This window comes from Peribacillus phoenicis (genome assembly GCF_047238085.1).
In the GTDB taxonomy this organism is placed as follows: domain Bacteria; phylum Bacillota; class Bacilli; order Bacillales; family DSM-1321; genus Peribacillus.
The window spans coordinates 4,342,931-4,364,165 of the sequence record NZ_JBDFMF010000001.1; the positions used below are offsets into that span (position 1 = coordinate 4,342,931).

The window sequence follows — 21,235 nt, forward strand, 5'->3', positions numbered from 1 at the left end:
TTTCTATAGTATGTATATTCTATTTTTATCCTTTTTTTCCTTTGACATAAAATGTAAACACGACGAAACATTTGTCGAATCCAATGAAAGGCAAAAAAAAAGCACCCTTCAAAAGAAGGATGCTTTTCATCGGCGATTAGCCTTGGCTTTTATTGCTTTGAGATTTTTGGTTTTGTTGTTTCACTTCTTGAACGTTAGTTTCAGAAGCAAACTCTGTACCGAATTGGCCTTGTGCTTGACCTTGACCTTTTTTTTGCTGAGATTGCGCGTTTTGTTGTCTCACTTCTTGAGCGTTGGTTTCAGAAGCAAACTCTGTACCGAATTGGCCTTGACCTTGTTGAGATTGCGCGTTTTGTTGTCTCACTTGTTGAACATTAGTACCTGCTTGTGATTTATTTTTGTTATTAGCCATTGATATCACCTCCACAGATAATAAGATAACCATTATCCAAGAGTGTTATCCAACTAAAAACATTTAAATTTTTCCAGTTATATTAAACAAGCAATGAAATGCCTCCATCAACTATTACGGTTTGTCCACGAATCATACTGGCTCCATCGGAAATTAAAAACAGGATGGTATTCACCATATCTTCCACCTCGACCATCCGTCCAGCCGGAGTCTGATCTGCCGCCTCAGCAAGCATTTCATCCCGATTCGGGAAAGACTTAAGGGCATCCGTATCGATCACACCGCCTGAAACGGCATTGACACAAATATTTTTAGCAGCCAGTTCGACCGCTAAATATCTTGTCAGGGCTTCAAGCGCAGCTTTGGAAACTCCAACAGCTGTATAATTTTTTAAATAGCGAATGGATCCCAGTGAACTGATGCTGACAATTTTCCCTCCGCCGTTCCTCTCCATTAATTTCGCCGCTTCCTGTGCGCAGAAAAGGAGGGCTTTTGTATTGATATCCATGGTCCAGTTCCAATGGGATTCCTCCAGCTCCATCAATGGGCGCTGCACTCCAGAGGCAGCATTATTAATGAAAATATCCAAACGTCCATAATAAGCATCGATTTCCTCGAACATGCTTTTCACTTTCGCAACGTCACCGACATTTGCCTTAACTACAAGGGCTTTGCGCCCCAACGCTTCAATTTCGCCTGCCACTTCTAATGCTTTCGACTTGCTCCGGGCATAATTAATAACGAGGTCGTAACCTTCCTCTGCAAGCCTTATTGCCGTGCTTCTTCCTAAACCTTTACTGCTACCTGTAACGAGTGCCACTTTTTGTTCCATTCGTTTATTCATCCTTTCTGAGTAAACACCGAGTAATAAAAATCATTTTTTTAAGGAGTGTTACTGTTATGTATGTTGGACGTGATATGACAGAGTTGTCGATGATGAAAAAATCGGATTGGGAAAATAGTGAACTTGCCTATTTTCATCACTCCCTTCAACAAATGGTACCTTATTTAAACCAAGAAGGACAGAGTATCCATAGCGAAATCGTCAAAGAAATTGAAAATAGAGGCGGACTTAATAGACAAGAAGCAGATTATACCCATGGAACGAAAACCATTTACGATTGATTTTATACAGATATCGCTTTAATAATCAACAAAAGGAAGAGGATATCTTAGCGGATATCCTCTTTTTAGCATAATATCCCTGTTCCCACTGATTTTCAAATCGCACCCAAAGAATGCAATATGATTGAACCCACGAATGCTTGTGACTATAATCTTTTATTCAATACACTCTTTTTCTTTATACGCTCTCATCATTTTTTGGTGGGAAACCGGAAATGCTAACTCACCCATCTCTGCTTCACTTACCCACTTAAGTTGCTGTTCTCTTAATGTCTCTTCACTGATTGCTTCTTTGACCATTCCGATATACGTGTCCACTTTCCAAACGAGGTGTGAGAAAACATGTTCAATTCTCACAAGTGATTCAGTGATTTCTGGTTTGACGCCATACATTTCCTGAAACCGACTCTCGAAGAATTCCCTCTTATGCAAAAGGGATGAATGGTTTTCGAAATTCGGATATTCCCAAAGATTTGCAAGCAATCCTTCTGATGCTCGCTTGTGAATTAAAAATTCGCCTTTTTCATTCGTTAAAACGGCAGCTACAATTGGTACATCCCGCGTTTTTTTCTTTTGGATTTTTACCGGCAATTCCGACTGAACCCCAGCTTCAAATGCTAGACAATGACTTTGAACTGGACATAATAGGCAGGCAGGCTTACCTGGTGTACAAATCAATGCTCCAAGTTCCATCAACGCTTGATTGAAGGCAGAGGTATGCTCATGATCGATCAGCTTTCTGACGGCTGCTTCGAAAGTCTTTCTTGTCTTTGGCTTTGCTATGTCTTCATATATCATCAATATCCTTGATAAAACACGCATGACGTTTCCATCAACGGCTGGCTCCGGCTTACCGTACGCGATACTAAGAATCGCACCAGCTGTATAAGGGCCGACACCTTTCAATTTGGCTATTTCCTCGGGATCATCCGGTACAATCCCATTATAGGATGCTTTCACTTCCTGAACGGCACTATGCAGATTCCTTACACGTGAATAATATCCCAGCCCTTCCCATGCTTTTAGGATTTTCTCTTCATCGGCATTGGCAAAATCCTCGAGTGTAGGGAACCATTCCACAAACCGGTTGAAATAAGGAATCACCGTGTCCACTCTCGTTTGCTGCAGCATTATTTCAGAAACCCAAACACGGTACGGGTCCTTATTTTCCCTCCATGGCAATTCTCTTTGTTCTTCGAGAAACCATGAAACCAAATCTTTTTGAAATTCATCGATTTTTATTTTTTCTATTGTCGGGATCGTTATTTCTTTCACATCAGTTCCTCCAAAGATGTTACACTCTTATCAAAATTGGGAATACCTATAGTAGGCCATTCTTTTTTAATATCATGTTCATATTCATTTATTTGTAAAGGTTCACGGAAATAAATCTAAATTATATTCATTTGATGGTTAATATATAAATACGGTATGATGAAAGAAGACCATTTTTTTCAAATTGTGGCAGGGAGGTTAGATTTTTGGATACAGGTACTCACTTTGTCATGGGAATTGCTCTTGGAGGTCTTGCCACATTAGATCCTGTCATTGCGCAGAGCCCAGTCACTGCAAGTGCAGTCATAGCAGGTACGATATTGGGATCACAAGCTCCGGACATTGACACTGTTTTAAAATTAAGGAATAACGCTGTATATATACGAAACCACCGTGGAATCACGCATTCCATTCCCGCTGTTTTACTTTGGCCCTTGATTATCAGCGGAGCACTTTTCGCCATCATACCTGAAGCAAATTACCTACATCTTTGGCTTTGGACCTTTTTAGCCGTTTTCCTTCACGTATTCGTGGATATATTCAATGCTTATGGGACCCAGGCTCTTAGGCCGATTTCGTCAAAATGGGTAGCTTTAGGGGTCATCAATACATTTGACCCGTTCATTTTTGGAATACATGTTGCCGGCCTGATATTATGGGGCTATGGATTTCCTCCAGGCTATTTATTTCTTTCCATTTACGGAATACTCGTCATTTATTATATTTCCAGGTTCAGGGAACAGGCTTTTATAAAAAAAGTGGTCAAAAAGCAAATTCCTGGAGCAAGGAAAATTCTATTATCACCGACGATGCGTTTTCATCGCTGGAAAATTGCGGTGATTACCGAAAAGAATTATTATGTGGCACGGGCTGATAATGGATATGTGACGATTCTAGATACGTTCGATCGAGTGCCATTGCCTGAAAGTGAAATTCTTGAAGCCGCCAAAAAGGATATCAACTTGGCAGCCTTTCTGTCCTTTTCGCCGGTATACCGCTTTGAAATCGAACAGATAAAAGAATATTATGAAGTCCGTTTTATCGATTTAAGATACCGCAGCAATGGATATTACCCGTTTGTGGCAGTGGTCCATTTAGACAGCGAATTGAATATCTTGAATTCTTATACTGGCTGGATCTTTAGCGAAGCGAAACTGCAGAAGAAATTGAATATTATTTTGTAGTCACTGCGTATTGAAAAAGAGCTGATTCCAGGGAACCCCTCTGGAATCAGCTTTTTTAATGCAGTCGATTCTGCTGATTTAATAACTGTTGATATTTAGGGTTTTTTGCAATGAATTCGTGGAATTGCTCACCGTAGTTATCAATCCAGGTCCTTACAACGCGCGATGTCATTTCTTCTCCGGCATATTCATGCCCGGCCTTTGCATAGGTCGCCTCGAAATCTTCCCATAATAATTCCACCCAAGTCAAAGCTTGCTCATACGTGATGTGTTCATTTTTCTCAAGCAGTATCTTGGTTAATCTTTCATGGTAATCATTCATTAGAACCACCTCATTGCCAATATTTTTACAGAATGAACTATACTGTTCCATACCCATACTAGTAGTAAGCGGAAACGCTTCTGTCTTTAATCTGATGCTTGGAGGAGAAAAATTTGCGAAATAAACAAAAAGGATTCCCCAACCAAAACAATAATAAATTCCAAGGCGAGCCTCGTGCCAAAGCAAGATATGCTTCAAAGCGTGCAGATGGCAGTATAAATACACACCCTCAAGAAAGAATGAAAGCATCAAACGAGCGATCGAATTAAAAGATGCACCAGAAGGAATCGGGTACTTCCCCGGTTCCTTTTTATTTTAACATTGAAATCGGCAGTGCTTCTTCCTTACCGCTTCCACCTAAGCGGTATCCCCAGGCGAATACGCCATTCATATAATCAATTTTGAAATAGACACCGGGATCTCCGTCAATTTGATATATTTCACCTTTTTTGAAATCATCCGGATTTAACAAATAGGCCTTGGCCATCGTCACTTTTCGTTCCAATACTGAAAATTCATTAACCATTCCCAATTGCTCTGCTTTTCTTGCTTTTTCAGTCAACGCTGCAATTTCCTGCTGTAGTTCATAGGCGGACAACTTGCTGTATCTTACGTCGCTCATATATATGACTCCTTAAATGAAATATTAATTTACCTCTATATTAAACAAAATTTTGAGATTTGGCTATCAATGCACTTAATCCCCATCTGCATTGGAAAGATAACGCTCAATCAATTCTATTGGAAAACCTTTTCGGTATAATGCCTGCTTCATTTTTTGTTCATATTCGAAGCCTTCATGGTTTTTATATCGACGTTGCATTTTTTCGGCATGGTGGCAAAGAGAATCCCATTGTTCATCTTCATCCTTTTCAACCGTCACATCTTCAAGTGCTTCATGGATGACATCTCTAGGGAAGCCTTTCCGTAACAAGGTTTGTTCAACCTTCAGCCTTAAAGCTCGTTCGGAAATGTTTTTTTCCTTTTTGACCGCTTTTCCAGCAAGTTTGCTTGCATGTTCAATCTGAATATCATAGGGGTATTCCTTCAATGCCTCGACAACCAACTTTTCTTGCACCCCTTTTTCCTTAAGCTCGAGCTTAAGGGTAGTGGGCCCTTTATTGCCTCCATTCACATGGGTCCGTACGTAAGCCTTGGCAAATTCAAGGTCGTCTAAATAGTTAAAGCTATAAAGTTTATGTATCGCTTCCTTAATGATCGGCTCTTCCGTTTCCTTCTTTTTTAAATAAAGGCGAATTTCCGATTCCGAGCGCATCCGGTATGATAAATAATTAAGTGCATCGGTAAATGCTTTTTGGATTTCATCATGGAATTGTATTTCAGCCAAAAGCAGGTCATCAAGTTCCATACCCTTTTTCAAATGAAATTTCAATAGCACTTCTTCATCTACACTGAAGGCATATTTTTCGTCAACGAAAATGTTAAAACGATCTTTACGTTTCTTTTGGGTTGTTATTTTTGTTATGTTTGGCATAATTCCACCCCCACCCCTACTTTACCCCTTTACGTTTACCATTTCTATATATAGCATGTCTAAAAATGAAAAAAGAACATGGGCATGTTAAAGTGAAGGAAAGAAAGGGAAAGGAAGTGGTTTTCATGAAAATAGCCATTGCTGGTGGAAGCGGTTTTGTCGGCACAGCCCTTATTGATGAATTATCAAAAGAAAATCATGATATATATATTTTGACCCGTCATCCCGAAAAATTTAATAAACAGACTAATTTGACATATATCGGTTGGTTGTTGACCAAGGACGCAAAGCCGGAAAAGCACTTGGCGGGGCTCGATGTTTTCATTAACCTTGCAGGTGAATCTCTGAACAGCGGGCGTTGGACACCTGAACGAAAACGCCGGATTGTCGAAAGCAGGGTCGAAGCTTCCAAAGAGATGAACCGGATCCTTTCCATACTGCCCGATAAAGTGCCCGTCATCATTAATGCAAGTGCAATCGGATATTATGGTATTTCAGATGATGAAACCTTTAACGAAACCTCTGAATCCATTGGTGATGATTTCTTGGCCCGTACTGTTCAACTATGGGAAAATGAAGCGGCTAAATCACGATCTTATAGTAACAGGTTGATCCTGACAAGATTCGGGGTGATTCTTGGAGAAAAAGACGGTGCACTGCCAATGATGGTCCTACCATATAAACTATTCGGCGGAGGAAAGATGGGCAAAGGGAATCAGTGGCTTTCCTGGATTCATATCCATGACGTGGTCCGTGCAATCATCTTTTGCATGAACGATGCTCGGATAGAAGGTCCAGTCAATTTTACGGCACCGAATCCCGTTCAGATGGATACATTCGGAAAAACCATAGGAGCTGTCCTGCACCGGCCCCATTGGTTGCCCGTACCACCCTTCTTCCTCAAGAAACTGCTTGGGGAAATGAGCATACTTGTACTTGAAGGGCAAAATGTCCTTCCCACTAAACTTAAAGAGGAAGGATTCACCTTCTCCTTTCCAACCCTTAAAGAAGCTTTACAAAATATCTTAAAGGAAGATTCTCACGTATGAAAGGGTCATTTTAGGAAAAAATAGGGATATTAAGTGGAATGGAGATGATTTAATTGCTCAAAAAACACGATAAAGAGAAAAGTAACTTGACTAGTACACAAGCGATTCTTTATGCTCGCGAATTTAAAAAAGCAGATCGAGCTGGTGGATATACCGAAAAGAAATCCCGTCGTTAAGTTTGGTGTTTTTTCCCGTACATTTTGAACAGCCACTCAACACAAAATAAGCTGGAGATGATTAATGAATTCATCTCCAGCTTATTTTTATTCTAGGGGGCGCTAACATGGGACGCAACAATATACACCATAATCGAGATAAGAACAAACAGAAACTTCCTCAGGTTCCTAAAAACCTGAAAAGTGACGGACTTGACGTTGAATATTCTTCCGAACTGGCTGACCAGGAAGACATCGAGGCACAAGCCCGGGCAAATGCTGCTGACCGCCGTGCTCATAGTCGCCGCTTATAAGCAGGAGAAACCAACCAAGGGGCTGTAAATCAGCCCCTTTTGTTTTCTTTATTTACATAGCTTATCCACAGCCCTGTGTATATTGTGGATATATTCTGAAAATACTGATAAAAAACAAGTGCAATAAATCACCTTATCAACATGAAAATAATGTTATTTCTGGATAACCCTGTGGATTATGTGGATAAAGGCGATTTTAAGCTAACCACTCTGCATTATTGTTGTGGATAACTATTCTCTCTCCTTGAATTGTTCCACAGGATTATTATTTATATAATAACTATCTGCTACGATCTTTATTAAATGTCTTCCCTCCAAGTATCATCGCATGCCAAATGACTTTTCCAACCCTAACTTGTCAGTAGTTTTATCGCTATTGACCCCGGCATTAAAGAAGGTTCCCCAAACTCTTTCCATCAGCATTTTCTTCCAACTGTTTACGAAGCAAGAATTTTTGTATCTTCCCACTTGCGTTTCGAGGCAGCTCATTAATGAAGATATATCTTCTTGGACGTTTATAGTTCGCCAGTGTTTCACTGTTCTTACACCAAGTTTCTAAGTCGGATTCCGCCAGCGTTGGGTCTTTGGCTACGATGAAGGCCGTTACCATTTCCCCCCAATGACCATCTGGCTGACCAAGGACTGCACAGTCGAGAACTCCTGGATGCTCATATAATGTATCTTCCACTTCACGTGGATAAATATTTTCCCCTCCAGAAATGATCATGTCGTCCACCCGGTCCTTGACCCACAGATATCCATCCTCATCCAGGAAACCGATATCACCGGAATGATACCAGCCTTTGTAAAGCGCCGTTTCGGTCTCTTTATCTTTTTGAAAGTAACCCTGCATGATACATGGACCTTTCACAAGGATCTCCCCTGTTTCCCCAGGCTCCAGCATATCCTCGGGATCCGATGGCCCTTCGTCATTCGGACGGGCAATGATGATTTCATGACCGGAACATGCCTTGCCGGCAGAACCCGCTTTCCTAATTTGATCTTCCTCCAATAGGAGAGTGATGGCGGGACCCATTTCAGTCATTCCATAAGCTTGGATGAACTGGATTCCGAGTTTCTCCTGACAGGCCCTTACAAGTGAGGGAGCCATCGGGGCTGCTCCATAAAGCCCAAGCTTCAAACTCTGGAATTTATAATCATCCAAGTTTTCATGAATGAGCATGTTCCACATCGTAGGAGCAGCAAAAAACTTGGTGATCCCCTCGGATTCAATCAGTTCCATGGCTTTTTTTGGATTAAACTGATGTAATATGACATTTGCGGCACCGACCTGTACGCGAGGTAAAAAGGAACAGTGCAATTCGGCACAATGAAACATCGGTGCAGTAATCAAACCGATATCAGAGCGTTCGTACTTCATTGCCTCTATTAAAATCTCTGCTTGTTTGACCATATCTTTATGAAGGTGAATGACCCCTTTGGGACGTCCGGTTGTCCCGCTCGTATACATGATGGCATAGATATCATCCTCGTGAACATCCACTTCTTCTGGCTTTGATGAGATACTGGCCATTTTCTGGCGGTAACCTTTGGCATATCCAGGCACATCATCATCAATATACCAGAAGGCCGTTTCCGGAAATCGCTTTTCAACCGCGGCAACGTTCGCTTCCAATTCGTGTTCGAATAAAACAACCTTTGGAGCAGCGTCGTTCAAGATGAAGGCCAACTCTTCCGGCATTAAACGGAAGTTGATTGGATTAAAGATTGCACCGATTTTTGCACAGGCAAAGAATGCTGTTGCAAGCTCTTCATTGTTGTAAAGGTACGTAGAGACCCTGTCCCCTTTTCGCACCCCTTCCGCTTGAAGGGCCGCCGCCAACCTATTCACCTGCTCATTCCATTGAATGTACGTATAGCGGATATTTCTTCTCACGTCGTAGATAGCTTCTTTAATGGGGAATTCCTGAACCGTCTGATCAAAGATATTTTTAATCGTTACTGACATATCATTTTCCTCCTCAAGTAGGCCCACCATCAACAGGAAGAGTTCAGGCAAAGCCTGCGATGGTCGGCTTCATCCCTTTTCAGCTTTTACTTTCGTGCGAATTACGAATATTCATAAATGGAATGTCCAGATTCAGTCCAATCTTTCAATGATGGTCGCATTCGCCATCCCATGGCCTTCACACATTGTTTGCAGACCATAACGGCCGCCCGTCCTTTCTAACTCATGGATCATTGACACCATCAATCTGGCCCCGCTGCCGCCAAGAGGATGACCCAAGGCAATCGCCCCGCCATTTGGATTCAGTTTCTTCGGGTCTGCCCCCGTTTCTTTTAGCCAGGCAATCGGTACAGGCGCGAAAGCCTCATTCACTTCAAAGATGTCGATATCATCAATTGTAAGACCTGCTTTTTCCAAAGCTTTTTGGGTAGCCGGAATCGGCCCCGTAAGCATCAGGGTGGGATCTGACCCGACAACAACCCGTGTATGCACTTTAAAGCGCGGTTTCAATCCAAGCTCTTCGGCTTTACTGCGTTCCATCAATAATAAAGCGGCAGCACCGTCACTTATTTGACTTGAATTCCCCGCATGGATTAAACCGTCTTCTTGGAAAACCGGTTTCAATCCAGCAAGTACTTCAAGCGTAGTTCCACCCCTTGGGCCTTGATCTTCCGTAACTTCGATATGATTTCCTTCTTTATCAGTACCCGATACTGATATCATTTCACGGTTAAAATGTCCTTCTTTTTGAGCACGTATTGCTTTGGCATGACTCTCCACGGAAAACTGATCACAATCTTCACGTGTTATTTCCCACTTATCGGCGATTCTCTCAGCTGATAAACCTTGGTTGATCACCTCATAATGGTCCATATACTTTTGGCTTGTTACAGCACCTTGATAATTAGATCCCATGGGAACTCGTGACATGTTTTCCACTCCACCGGCCACTACCACATCCATATCACCCGACAAGATGGCCTGGGAAGCGAAGTGGACTGCCTGCTGACTTGATCCGCATTGACGGTCAATCGTCGTTCCAGGCACTTCAATCGGAAATCCGGCAATCAGTGCAGCAACCCTTGCTATATCACCGGCCTGTTCGCCCGACTGTGAAACACAGCCTAAAATGACATCATCGACAATAGCCGGATCGATGCCCGCCTTTTCAATCAGCTTCTTCAATACTTCCCCTGCCAGATCATCAGGGCGGACGTCTTTCAAGACACCGTTCCTTCTGCCTACTGGCGTGCGAATCCCTTCAACGATAACCACTTCCCGCATATACTCTCTTCCCTTCTCAGCCTTTTTATTGAATTAAAGACCCATATTCTTAGCGATGATCTTCTTCATGATTTCATTTGTCCCGGCATAGATGCTCGCTACCGGAACATCCCGATACCTTCTGGCAATCTTGTATTCCTCCATATATCCATAGCCGCCATGGAGCTGCATGCATTCAATGGATATTTTTCTGGCAGTCTCCGTCAAACGCCATTTTGCCATCGAAACTTCCGTTACAATCTGTTCACCAGCCACATGTTTGGCAATCAATTGATCTAGGAAGGCACGCCCCATTTTGATTTCCGTTGCCATTTCCGCGATTTTGAATTGAGTATTTTGAAACTGACTTACGGATTTTCCGAACGCTTCCCTGCCCTTCACATACTCAATCGTATCGGCCAACATATCCTCAGATGCGGTTTGAGCACAAATTGCCACCACAAGTCGTTCCTGCTGCAGTTTATCCATTAGGTAATTAAACCCTTTGCCTTCTTCACCAAGCAGGTTTTCCTTTGGAACACGGCAATCCTCGAAGATGAGCTCCGCTGTATCCTGACTGTGCAAACCAAGCTTCTTCAGTTTTCGCCCCCTGGAAAACCCGGGTGTATCCCTTTCGACCACGACTAAGCTAACGCCTTTATGTTTCGGAACGGCATTTGGATCCGTTTTACAGGCAACGATGACCAAATCGGAATGTATGCCATTCGTGATGAATGTCTTTTGGCCATTTACTATGTAATGATCTCCATCCAAAATGGCAGTCGTTTTAATATTGGCCAAATCCGAACCTGTACCAGGCTCTGTCATGGCAATGGCTGTAATGATTTCCCCCGTCGTGCATTTGGGAAGCCAGCGCTGTTTCTGCGACTCATTTCCGTATGCGGAAATATACGGGACGGTGATGTCACTGTGAAGTCCGAAACCAATGAAACCAGAACCGACTCTTTCCAATTCCTCATTAATTATGACGGCAAAGCCCCAATCTACCCCTGAACCCCCATAATCTTCTCCTAGGTCCGGACATAAAAAACCCTGTTCCCCCATTTTCACCCAAAATGACCGGGGAATGATCCTCTCTTCTTCCCATCGTTCATAGTGGGGAACTGCTTCTTTCTCTAAAAACTTTCGGAATGACTTACGGAAAATCTCATGATCTTCACTTAGGTATGGATGTTTCATCTGTTTTATCTCCTCTCCAATTCTTTGTCGGAGGCTCTTTTCCTGAATTTAGAATGGATTGCCCTGAAAGAATTAATAACTTACCTGGGTGACATTCTAATGGCCCCATCCAGTCTGATGGTTTCCCCATTCAGCATTGGATTCGTTATGATGCTTTCCGTTAGTTTAGCGTACTCTTCTGGATAACCGAGCCTTGATGGGAATGGTACGGTTTTCCCTAATGACGACCTAGCTTCATCAGGTAACGAATCAAACATCGGAGTATGGAATAGACCCGGTGCAATCGATATGACACGTATCCCTTTGTTGGCTAACTCCCTTGCAATCGGCAAAGTCATACCAACAATCCCTCCCTTGGAGGCACTATATGCGGCTTGTCCGATTTGCCCTTCAAAGGCAGCGACCGAAGCTGTATTGATAATGACCCCACGCTCCCCCTCTTGGTTCGGTTCATTTTCGACCATCTTTTCCGCAGCAAGCCGGATTACGTTAAACGTACCGACCAAATTGATTTGAATGACTTTTGAGAACGCTTTCAATTCGTGTGTACCTTTTCTGCCTATGACCTTCTCTGCAATTGCAATGCCTGCACAGTTGATGACCGTATTGATGCTCCCGAATTTTTTCATCCCTTCATCCAACGCCACCGATACGCTTTCTTCACTTGTTACATCCGTTTTAATAAATAGGACTGAATCTCCCAATTCCTGAGCCATTTTAGCGCCTTTTTCCTCAGAGAGGTCAAATATGACCGCTTTTCCGCCTTTTTTAATGATGTTTCTTACTGTCGCGGCTCCAAGACCTGAAGCTCCTCCTGTCACAACTGCAATCGTTTCTTGAATTTCCAAATCCTCACCCCATTTGTTTCTATTATATATATTCGTCTTTCACTATCATCAAAACCTATTTTCAAGATTAATTTCACCGCTTGCATGTTTTATCGTTCACTTTCAAGTCATGAAGGGTTTCGGTAAAGCCTTTGATTACCTGTTCAAAATCTTGCTTCAACCCATCCAGCTCTTTAATGCGTTCATTTATTTCGTTTAGCTTCTGTCCTGCAGTTTCAATCGTTTTTTCCAATTGCTTTATGCCTGTCCTATCCTTATCGAATAAAAGGACGATATCCTTTATTTCCACTAACGAAAAACCATACTTCTTACCGCGCATTATGATTTTGAGCTGTGCATATTCCTTCTTTCCATAAACCCTTTTTCCCGTTTCGGTACGCTTTGGTCTAAGCATACCAAGTTCCTCATAATATCGGAGGGTCCTTGTCGTCAATCCGAATTCTTTTGCTAAATCAGAAATGGTGTACATGTTAAAACCACACTTTGCAAAGGGATTATTTACCTTCATTTTAACATTGACGTTAACGTAAACTTCAATAATTATTCACAAAATTTATAATATATGAAACTGTATGAAAGATTTAAATTGATATACTAAGGGTATATTCTTTAAAGAAGGGAATGATCGCTCCATGCTATGTTCAAAAATATTAGTTGCTTATGATGAATCCGAATTGGCACTTAAATCTTTAGAAAAAGCGATTGAATTAGCGAAGCTGGATCCCGCTATCGAAATCCAGGTGCTTCACGCTGTTACGCTGCCAATCAAGCCAAATATATATGGCAATGCCTTTCAGGAAATTGAAGAATCCATGCTCAAGTATGGCAAGGAAGTGATTAAAAAAGCGGAAGCGCTTTTATCCGAAATACCGAATGCATCCCAAACATTTGTCGTAGAGGGTTCAGCCATCACGACTTTATTGGAACATGCAAAATCCCAGAATTGTGACCTTATCATCATGGGCAGCCGCGGATTGAGTGGCTTCAAGGAATTCCTAGGCAGCGTGAGTCACTATATCGTTCAACATTCCCCAGTTCCTGTCTTACTGGTCAAATAAAATACTCTTTATAGCCAGCCCTTTCCTAGGCTGGGTTCCCCTTGGAATCCAGCTTATTTATGCGTGCATGAACTCCAAACTTATCATGTTTTACAAACACTTCCGTTTGCAGGTAAAATGAAACTAATTTAAACGAGGATAACAGGTGACGCAATGGATATTAAACATTTGCAATACTTTATAGAGGTAACCAATTTCAATAGCTTCACTCGGGCTGCCGACCATTTATTCATTACCCAGCCGACCATCAGCAAGATGATTAAAAACCTGGAAACCGAGCTAGGCGTTGAGCTTTTTGATCGTTCACGCAAGCAACTGATCTTGACCGATGCAGGCAGGGTCGTCTTAGAGCAGGCAAAATTGATTGATAAGGCCTTTCACAATTTAGAAACGGAAATGGACAATTTATTAGGTTTGAAAAAGGGACATATCCGTATCGGCCTTCCGCCGATAATAGACGCTTCTTTCTTCCCCCGGATACTTAGCCGTTTTCACGAGGATTATCCTAATATTACCTTTCAATTAGTAGAGGATGGTTCAAAGAAAATAGAAGAATCCGTTCAAAATGACTTAATTGATATAGGCGTAATAGTCCTGCCAACCAACACCGCACTTTTTCATCATTTTGCTTTTTTGGAAGAAGACATCAACTTGATTGTTCATCCCTCCCATCCGCATGCTTGTGTGGAAGAAATTGATTTGGCCGACCTGGAAAACGAATCTTTCATCTTATTCAATAAAGATTACGCCCTTCGAGATCTCATCATTTCATCCTGTAATGAAGCTGGTTTTTCTCCACATATCGTCACGGAAAGCTCACGCTGGGATTTTATTGAGGAAATGGTTTACTGTAAACTTGGCGTTGCTCTATTACCTGAAAGTTTATGCCGTCATGATGAGCGCGTAAAGACAATCAAGGTTAAAAATCCCTCCATTAGTTGGAATTTGGGATTGATATGGAGTAAGGACCATTACCTTTCATTCGCTGCAAAAGAATGGCTGAAATATACGAGGGAAGCATTGTCCCATAAGCAGTGAATTATCTAGCATGATTATGTAAGCAGTATCATAGATTTAGGTTATGCACATGATAACATCTAACCATTTTACAATGCGTTACGGCGGGGTTAGACTAGTATAAGTAAAAAGCACGGTAATTGCTGGTGGATTCCATATATTCTTAAAAGGAGATATTCATGATCACTTTATCTAGTGTCGATGAGTTACAGGCAACAGAAGCAACTCTGGAGAAAATTAAATATTCATACCCCGAACTATTTGATAAACTGCACCATGTCGTTGCTTTAACACGGGCTCTTCAATTTAAATATCAATTTATGGGCACATTAATCATGGATGAAAACCCTAACGAATACACCCCTGAATTCGTTATGCCCTCCGTTATCGGATTATATATAGAGGAAGTTCAAAAGTTAAAGGATGATCCGAATATCCAGGTATTACTACAGACCTTCTCCCAAAATAAAATTATTGGATATGCCAAAATCAGCATGCTTGTGCTCGGTAAAAGCCCTGAATCGCTTTTAGGCGCATCATGCATCAAATGAAGCCCCCAGATATACTCCGAAAAAAACCTCCCATAATGGAAGGTTTCTTTTCTTTACATGTAATTAAAGTACTTTACTCAAAAAGGCTTTAGTTCTTTCCTGCTGGGGATTATTAAAAATCTCACTAGGAATATTTTCTTCAATAATATAACCTTCGTCCATGAAAATCACGCGATCTCCAACTTCTTTTGCAAACCCCATCTCATGGGTCACAACTACCATGGTCATGCCTTCCTTAGCCAGCTGCTTCATGACCTCAAGGACTTCGCCGACCATTTCCGGATCTAGAGCGGAAGTAGGCTCGTCGAATAGCATGATTTTCGGTTCCATCGCCAACGCCCTGGCAATGGCGACGCGCTGCTTTTGTCCCCCCGATAATGAATCCGGATATGCGTTCGCTTTCTCGGCAAGTCCGACTTTCTTAAGCAATTCCATCCCTCTTTGGGAAGCCTGTTCTTTGGATATCTTGCGGACCTTTATAGGCGCAAGCATTATATTCTCAAGAACAGTCTTATGTGGAAATAAGTTAAAATGCTGAAATACCATGCCAACTTCCGTCCGGACTTTATTGATATTGACCTTCTTGTCTGTCGTATCAAGCCCTTCAATGAAAATATGGCCTCCCGTTATCGTTTCAAGTTGATTGATACACCTCAGGAAAGTGGATTTTCCCGACCCAGAAGGACCAATTACCACGACTACTTCCCGAGGGGAAACGATTGCATTGATATTTTTCAATACATCATTATCGCCAAATGACTTCTTAAGATTCTCCACCTTTATCATTCTGTTTTCAACCTTCTTTCGAGTCTATTTAATACGAAACTTAAAATGAGGGTAAGGAATAGATAGATGAAGGCACACGCCAAGTATGGCTCCCACACTTTAAAGTACTGACTCCCCATCGCTTTCCCCCAATACATCAATTCCGGGGCAGCAATGACACAAAGCAGGGATGAATCCTTCAATAATACGATGAACTCATTTCCTAACGGAGGAATCATCCGTTTGAAAGCTTGAGGCAATACAATATGTATCATTGTTTGGACATGAGTCATTCCCAATGAACGGGCACCTTCCATTTGCCCTTTATCGATGGATTGAATGCCCGCCCGGAAAATTTCGGCAATATATGCGGCTGCATTTAACGATAAAGCAATGACACCGGCGGTTACTGCATTCGTTTCCCCGGTAAAAAAGGGCACAATTCCAAAATGGATTAAAAAGATTTGAACTAAAAGCGGTGTTCCGCGAAAAACCGTGACATAACAGTAAAATGGAAAGGCAAACACCTTGTTTCTCATGATTTTCCCTAAACCGATAAATAACCCCAAAAAGGTTCCTATGAGGATGGAGGAAACTGACAGCCCTATTGTAAGCAATGTTCCTTTTAATAAGAAAGGAGCATATTCAAAAATAATATCCCAGCGAAAACTCATTTTGTTTCCCTCCTAAGGCCAAAAAAACTGCGTAACTTCACACGTAAAGTTACGCAATCTTTTACTATCCATTTGTTTTTATTGTTGTGCTTTCAATGTTTCTATATCTGGATCAGTACCAAACCACTCTTTATAAATTTCTGCATATTTCCCATTTTCATAAATGGCATTCACGGCTTTATCGAATTCCGATTTCAATTCACTGCCTTTTGGGAACATAAGACCATAAAACTCCTCATTGAAACTTTTGCTGTCTTCAACAACTTTAAGTTTTTGATCGGGGTTATTTTTCACATATTCTTCAACAACCGTATTATCAGCCACGACTGCCGCAGCTCCGCCTTTTAGTAATTCCTGAATGGCCAGGTTATTATTTTCGAACTTTTTGATATCCTTGTGATTCTTTCCAAGGAGTTTCTCTACCGCTTCCTGTCCGGTAGTACCAGTCTGAACGGCAATGACGTTTCCTTTCAATTCATCTCCTGATTTTATATCACTATCCTCAGGAACGAGAATCTTGTTTGTGGATAAGAAATACGGAACCGAGAAGTCATAAGATTGTTTTCTTTCGTCATTCACTGTAATCGCAGATATGGCGACATCCGCTCTCTTACCTTCGATTTCAACAAAAATCGGATCCCAGCCAACACTTTCCAATTTAATTTCATAACCCGCTTCTTTTGCAACGGCATTGATGAAATCAACATCGAATCCTACAATCTTATCTCCTTCAAGATATTCAAATGGAGCATAGTTGGCGTCCGTCACGATCCTGAGTGTTTTCCCATTGGATTCTTCTTCTTTTCCAGTTGTCGAGACTTCCTTACCCTTCCCGCATCCTGTCATGACTAGTAACAAAGAAGCAACCATGGCAAACACTAAAAAAGAAACCTTTTTCAAAATAATCCCCTCTTCTCTCTCGTAAACTCTCTTTTTTTAAAAAACAGATAAATCTAACTTTAGAGAACATTCAGTATATTCTTTTAAGAATATTATACGTTTATTTGTTTTTTTATGCAATAAAAAGTCGATAAATAACTTTAGTAAAATAAAATTTTAATCAATTAACTTGGTAAATCAAAAACGCAGCTAAGCTCCAATCGGTAAAGATGGACCCTTTTACCCTTTACTCGAATGAATTGATATTATATTGAAAACAGATATCGCCACCTTTCAAAAGGTTTAATAGAACAAAAATAAGCAGCGGCCATATTAGCGTGGCCGCTGCTCGAATGATTATTATGGGACTTCCTTATTCCCCTCTTCAATATCCAACATATCCAACAGGAAGATGAAGATCGGTATTCCGATGATCAATCCCCATATCCCAAGGAAATGCTCGGAAAACAATAGGATGATGAAGGTGAAAAATGTTGGAAGATTTGTTTTTGCCGACATGAATTTCGGATTTAAAATATAGCTTTCAATTGCATGGATCACAACAATCATGATCAATACAGCAATCACTTTGGGCATGCCGCCGATACTATAGGCAATCATGCTAAGTGGAATGAGGGAGATGATGACCCCTGCAACCGGGATCAAACCCAGGAAGAAAATCATGATCCCTAGACCGAGCAACTGCGGGAAGCCAAGAATCCATAAGAAAGTTACAGATAGGACAGCATTCGTGATGGCTATCAAGAACTGGACCTCAATCACCTTTCCGAATGAATTGATGAATTTGACGCCAAAGTGGCTTAAGTTTATAAAGAAAGATTTAAATTTGGCCCGCTTGAATTTAGAAGTGAAGCGAATGATTTTATCTTTTTCCAATAAGAAAAATAGACTAAGCAACATGGAAATGAAAATTTGAAATGCCAGTTTACCGAAATCGGATATATAAAGATAGAGTGTATTCATCTGTGTTTGAAGATCGAGCGGCGATCGCAGCTCGTTCATTATATTAATGGCATATTGAATGACCCTACTATCTGGTGGATGTTGAAAGAAGAAAACGATCTGTGTCACTAATTCCGTGAATTGCAGCGTAATGACCGGTAGATATTTATAAAGAACGATGGCTAAACAAGAAATGACGACTGCATATAAAAAGCTTATAACAACCTTAGAGTTGATATGCATCACTTTATTCAGCCGAATCATGATAAATTGCTCCAGCCTTCCCATCAGGAAAGTGAAAACAAATGTGAATAACACGATATTAACCATACTGCCGATGCTTATTAAAAAGAGAACTAATACAATTAATGTAATTAACCTTGAAAAACCTTCGCTTTGCAAATACTCTTTTACCACTTACCTATCTCCTAACTACCGTTCTGCCGTTATAATTCCTTTACCTTTCATTTTACACGGAATTGAGGAATTCTACTACAATTACCTTCCATTGACAACAAAATTATTTGAATGATCAGTAAAACCCATGCTGAAGAAGCCGTTAAGATGTTTTCGAAAAATTCAATCTTTTATCCCAAGCCATTTCTGCATGAAAAAACATCTGCCAAATCGGCAGATGCCAGACCGTAGACAAACTCAATGAAAATCGAGTATGTCTACGGTTTTTTATTGGTTTTTAGATTTTGGACGTTGATTTCCACTCCAGGCACTCGCTTTCCGCGGGCGGTCCGGGAGCCTCCTCGGCTTGCGCCTGTGGGGTCTCCCCTAGACGCGCTTTTCCCGCAGGAGTCTCGCACCTTCCATTCCAATCAACTTAACTTTAGATAGAACCCCTTTTGTCTACAAACTCAACATCTGCCAAATCGGCAGATGCTAATCTTCATCCTTCACATCGATATCTTCGGGGATGGGTTCGTTATAATAATCCGCTAATTCCTTCTTATATTTCTCCATCTGTTCAAGATGCATATTAAACTGATCTTTAAAAATCAAATGCTGCTCTCCATCATGAACGGTGCGAATTTTATTTTGAACGATCAAACTTTCTATATAAGATTCCGGCATCGATAGATATTCCGCAGTCTCTTTTACTGTCAAGTACATGCCTTCACCCCTTTTCCTCTCTAACTATACTAGATATGAGGCATTATTTGAAGCGCTTGATTTTTAACTGAAAACCCCTTACATGCCAAGGAAAGGACGCTATCCGGTTCAGGGTATTGTCATGCAATCTCACCAGCTCAATCGATTTCCATCAATGGAACATTTTAGATAAAAAACTTACAATCCCTTCCAAGAACATGTAAGATAATGTTAAAGCAATATATCCATAGATTAAGAGGAGTGGACAAAAATGACCTTCTTTTATGTCATTCTTGCGGCAATTTTTGCTGTTTTCCTGGTCAATTTCGTTAAAGGGCTAAGTGAACCGGCTAAATTAGAACGCTATCAAAATGAATTCCGAAAATACCATGGTGAAACTTTAGATCTGCATGCAACGGAAATCGTTTCAGAAGCATTGATAGAAAAGCTTAATATAGCACTTGATTTCAATTATATGGAAAAGGTCAATACTGAATACCGCCTGAAGCATCCAAGGGACTCACAGTTAAAGGTCAATCAGGCTTGGCGTGAATTGAAACGCTACTTGATCATGACTGCTGTGTTTGGAAAAGTTGAAATGTTTAATTCAGTCATCGATGAGTTATGGCATATCATGCTGAACTATAGACAGGAATATGATGAGTTTTGCCAGGCTTTCATCGGTAGGACCATTCAGCACCATCCTCATTCAGAACCTGTTTTCAAACCCGATGAGCGCACTCTTTTTGACTTTTACTATGTACAGCTATTTACGGTGGACTCCCATTCCATTCAAAAATGGGGTAAATTTTTCAAACATGATAAAGGGCTAACGCTTCTCCGCGATTTTGAAACGTTGGAGCTGGAGCAGTTAAAAGAGAAATATATGCGTAAACCGACAAGTATACAAGCGGAACGGACCTTTGAATCTTTCACTTCCCAATTTAAAGAAAATCGCCCCATGACAGAATTGAATTGGCGGAAAACGTACGATCAGACTGACTACGCAGCTCCTGCCTATTTCACTTATGCAAGCACCGATGATTTTGACAGCGAATTTAAAGATATATTCGGGAATGAACCGAACACAGTTTCCTCTGGATCCGGCCATGCCGATCATGGTGGCCATAACGGTTCCCATGACAGCAGTTCTGATTCCTCTTCCAGCTGTTCTTCATGCAGTTCTTGTTCGTCTTGAGCTTTTCGCTTGGAGAAATCCAAGCGTTTTTTTATACCATTAGATGAACTGGATTGATGAAGCTTAGTTTTTACTCAATATAAAAGGAGTTACAACTGATATGCATGATAATGAGATACGAAAATTCAGACCAGTTTTTGTCTATGCAAATTTGGAAAACAAGAAAAAATTAGTACAAGGTTTAACTGAAGATCGAGTGAAATTAATTCAAGAACTAAAAAAATATAGAAATGTCCTTTCACCATTTTTAATTAATGTTTTGCAAACTAATATAGATCAGTGGGAAATAGAAATACATGATTGGCAAGAGGAAATAAAAAAAGTGGAAGAAGAGAAAGAGAGCTTTTAAGTGCTCTCAGTTTGCAGACAAAAGGGGTTCGAAATTTATATAAATTCCGAACCCCTTTGAATTATCGTC

27 protein-coding genes are annotated in these 21,235 nt (G+C 41.0%); 11 read left to right on the forward strand and 16 right to left on the reverse strand.

The features are described from left to right. Positions 1-136: 136 nt before the first annotated feature. Both ABC374_RS21350 and fabL read right to left on the reverse strand, forming a co-directional pair. Positions 137-412, reverse strand: coding sequence for a gamma-type small acid-soluble spore protein (locus ABC374_RS21350; protein WP_413019668.1), 276 nt, complete (start codon positions 410-412; stop codon positions 137-139). A gap of 82 nt (positions 413-494) precedes the next feature. After that, positions 495-1,244, reverse strand: a complete 750-nt coding sequence (fabL, locus tag ABC374_RS21355; RefSeq protein ID WP_413019669.1) for an enoyl-[acyl-carrier-protein] reductase FabL — start codon at positions 1,242-1,244, stop codon at positions 495-497. 68 nt (positions 1,245-1,312) lie between these two features. On the opposite strand from fabL, the gene ABC374_RS21360 reads away from it, so the two are divergent. Then, on the forward strand, positions 1,313-1,537 hold the full coding sequence (locus ABC374_RS21360) for a hypothetical protein (RefSeq protein WP_061461732.1): 225 nt from the start codon (positions 1,313-1,315) through the stop codon (positions 1,535-1,537). A gap of 156 nt (positions 1,538-1,693) precedes the next feature. Here ABC374_RS21360 and mutY read toward each other — a convergent pair whose 3' ends face one another. Next, positions 1,694-2,812 (reverse strand): A/G-specific adenine glycosylase, encoded by a 1,119-nt coding sequence (gene mutY / locus ABC374_RS21365; RefSeq protein ID WP_413019670.1) that lies wholly within the window; start codon positions 2,810-2,812, stop codon positions 1,694-1,696. 206 nt (positions 2,813-3,018) lie between these two features. On the opposite strand from mutY, the gene ABC374_RS21370 reads away from it, so the two are divergent. Further along, a complete protein-coding gene (locus ABC374_RS21370; RefSeq protein WP_413019671.1) occupies positions 3,019-3,996 on the forward strand; it encodes a metal-dependent hydrolase in 978 nt (325 codons plus the stop codon). Between the two features lie 55 nt (positions 3,997-4,051). On the opposite strand, the gene ABC374_RS21375 is transcribed toward ABC374_RS21370, so the two are convergent. Continuing rightward, positions 4,052-4,318, reverse strand: coding sequence for a YfhJ family protein (locus ABC374_RS21375; RefSeq protein ID WP_034305384.1), 267 nt, complete (start codon positions 4,316-4,318; stop codon positions 4,052-4,054). Between the two features lie 113 nt (positions 4,319-4,431). Here ABC374_RS21375 and ABC374_RS21380 point away from each other — a divergent pair, with 113 nt between their 5' ends. After that, a complete protein-coding gene (locus tag ABC374_RS21380) occupies positions 4,432-4,587 on the forward strand; it encodes a small, acid-soluble spore protein K (RefSeq protein ID WP_034305387.1) in 156 nt (51 codons plus the stop codon). Positions 4,588-4,628: 41 nt separating this feature from the next. On the opposite strand, the gene ABC374_RS21385 is transcribed toward ABC374_RS21380, so the two are convergent. Beyond that, positions 4,629-4,940, reverse strand: coding sequence for a YfhH family protein (locus ABC374_RS21385; RefSeq protein WP_063234815.1), 312 nt, complete (start codon positions 4,938-4,940; stop codon positions 4,629-4,631). Between the two features lie 75 nt (positions 4,941-5,015). After that, a complete protein-coding gene (gene recX / locus ABC374_RS21390; protein ID WP_350300266.1) occupies positions 5,016-5,813 on the reverse strand; it encodes a recombination regulator RecX in 798 nt (265 codons plus the stop codon). A gap of 125 nt (positions 5,814-5,938) precedes the next feature. Between recX and ABC374_RS21395 the strand changes: the two genes are divergently transcribed. From ABC374_RS21395 to ABC374_RS21405, 3 genes are all read left to right on the forward strand, one after another. Then, the gene (locus ABC374_RS21395) at positions 5,939-6,862 is read left to right on the forward strand and encodes a TIGR01777 family oxidoreductase (RefSeq protein ID WP_413020420.1); all 924 of its coding nucleotides are present in this window, start codon (positions 5,939-5,941) and stop codon (positions 6,860-6,862) included. Between the two features lie 53 nt (positions 6,863-6,915). Further along, positions 6,916-7,038: a YfhE family protein gene (locus tag ABC374_RS21400; protein WP_081088510.1), complete on the forward strand. Its 123-nt coding sequence runs from the start codon at positions 6,916-6,918 to the stop codon at positions 7,036-7,038. A gap of 107 nt (positions 7,039-7,145) precedes the next feature. Further along, positions 7,146-7,331, forward strand: a complete 186-nt coding sequence (locus tag ABC374_RS21405) for a YfhD family protein (protein WP_350300267.1) — start codon at positions 7,146-7,148, stop codon at positions 7,329-7,331. Positions 7,332-7,719: 388 nt separating this feature from the next. Here the strand turns inward: ABC374_RS21405 and ABC374_RS21410 are convergent, their stop codons facing one another. The 5 genes from ABC374_RS21410 to ABC374_RS21430 form a co-directional block, all read right to left on the reverse strand. Continuing rightward, the gene (locus tag ABC374_RS21410) at positions 7,720-9,300 is read right to left on the reverse strand and encodes a fatty acid--CoA ligase (RefSeq protein WP_413019672.1); all 1,581 of its coding nucleotides are present in this window, start codon (positions 9,298-9,300) and stop codon (positions 7,720-7,722) included. A gap of 132 nt (positions 9,301-9,432) precedes the next feature. Then, complete coding sequence (locus ABC374_RS21415; RefSeq protein WP_413019673.1) at positions 9,433-10,584, reverse strand: thiolase family protein; 1,152 nt, start codon at positions 10,582-10,584, stop codon at positions 9,433-9,435. Positions 10,585-10,617: 33 nt separating this feature from the next. Next, on the reverse strand, positions 10,618-11,763 hold the full coding sequence (locus ABC374_RS21420) for an acyl-CoA dehydrogenase family protein (RefSeq protein WP_413019674.1): 1,146 nt from the start codon (positions 11,761-11,763) through the stop codon (positions 10,618-10,620). Positions 11,764-11,843: 80 nt separating this feature from the next. After that, complete coding sequence (locus ABC374_RS21425) at positions 11,844-12,611, reverse strand: 3-hydroxyacyl-CoA dehydrogenase (RefSeq protein ID WP_413019675.1); 768 nt, start codon at positions 12,609-12,611, stop codon at positions 11,844-11,846. 73 nt (positions 12,612-12,684) lie between these two features. Next, positions 12,685-13,080: a MerR family transcriptional regulator gene (locus tag ABC374_RS21430; RefSeq protein ID WP_350300272.1), complete on the reverse strand. Its 396-nt coding sequence runs from the start codon at positions 13,078-13,080 to the stop codon at positions 12,685-12,687. A 163-nt stretch (positions 13,081-13,243) separates the two neighbouring features. Here ABC374_RS21430 and ABC374_RS21435 point away from each other — a divergent pair, with 163 nt between their 5' ends. The 3 genes from ABC374_RS21435 to ABC374_RS21445 all read left to right on the forward strand — a co-directional run bounded on the left by ABC374_RS21435 (position 13,244) and on the right by ABC374_RS21445 (position 15,237). Next, positions 13,244-13,669, forward strand: coding sequence for a universal stress protein (locus ABC374_RS21435; RefSeq protein WP_137020306.1), 426 nt, complete (start codon positions 13,244-13,246; stop codon positions 13,667-13,669). 153 nt (positions 13,670-13,822) lie between these two features. Then, positions 13,823-14,707, forward strand: coding sequence for a cidABC operon transcriptional activator CidR (gene cidR / locus ABC374_RS21440; protein ID WP_350300274.1), 885 nt, complete (start codon positions 13,823-13,825; stop codon positions 14,705-14,707). 158 nt (positions 14,708-14,865) lie between these two features. Beyond that, on the forward strand, positions 14,866-15,237 hold the full coding sequence (locus ABC374_RS21445; RefSeq protein ID WP_413019676.1) for a hypothetical protein: 372 nt from the start codon (positions 14,866-14,868) through the stop codon (positions 15,235-15,237). 63 nt (positions 15,238-15,300) lie between these two features. Here the strand turns inward: ABC374_RS21445 and ABC374_RS21450 are convergent, their stop codons facing one another. From ABC374_RS21450 to ABC374_RS21470, 5 genes are all read right to left on the reverse strand, one after another. Beyond that, complete coding sequence (locus ABC374_RS21450) at positions 15,301-16,023, reverse strand: amino acid ABC transporter ATP-binding protein (protein WP_076371113.1); 723 nt, start codon at positions 16,021-16,023, stop codon at positions 15,301-15,303. Continuing rightward, positions 16,020-16,676 carry an amino acid ABC transporter permease gene (locus ABC374_RS21455; RefSeq protein WP_413019677.1) on the reverse strand — a complete coding sequence of 219 codons (657 nt, stop codon included), beginning with the start codon at positions 16,674-16,676 and terminating at the stop codon, positions 16,020-16,022. Before ABC374_RS21455 ends, ABC374_RS21450 begins: the two co-directional genes overlap by 4 nt. Positions 16,677-16,754: 78 nt before the next feature. Further along, complete coding sequence (locus ABC374_RS21460) at positions 16,755-17,576, reverse strand: basic amino acid ABC transporter substrate-binding protein (protein ID WP_413019678.1); 822 nt, start codon at positions 17,574-17,576, stop codon at positions 16,755-16,757. A 339-nt stretch (positions 17,577-17,915) separates the two neighbouring features. Then, positions 17,916-18,935, reverse strand: a complete 1,020-nt coding sequence (locus ABC374_RS21465; RefSeq protein WP_230178816.1) for an AI-2E family transporter — start codon at positions 18,933-18,935, stop codon at positions 17,916-17,918. A gap of 474 nt (positions 18,936-19,409) precedes the next feature. After that, a complete protein-coding gene (locus ABC374_RS21470) occupies positions 19,410-19,640 on the reverse strand; it encodes an excisionase family DNA-binding protein (RefSeq protein ID WP_283900766.1) in 231 nt (76 codons plus the stop codon). A gap of 250 nt (positions 19,641-19,890) precedes the next feature. Here ABC374_RS21470 and ABC374_RS21475 point away from each other — a divergent pair, with 250 nt between their 5' ends. Both ABC374_RS21475 and ABC374_RS21480 read left to right on the forward strand, forming a co-directional pair. Next, a complete protein-coding gene (locus ABC374_RS21475) occupies positions 19,891-20,817 on the forward strand; it encodes a glycine-rich domain-containing protein (protein ID WP_413019679.1) in 927 nt (308 codons plus the stop codon). A gap of 100 nt (positions 20,818-20,917) precedes the next feature. Then, a complete protein-coding gene (locus tag ABC374_RS21480; RefSeq protein WP_413019680.1) occupies positions 20,918-21,166 on the forward strand; it encodes a hypothetical protein in 249 nt (82 codons plus the stop codon). Positions 21,167-21,235 lie beyond the last annotated feature (69 nt).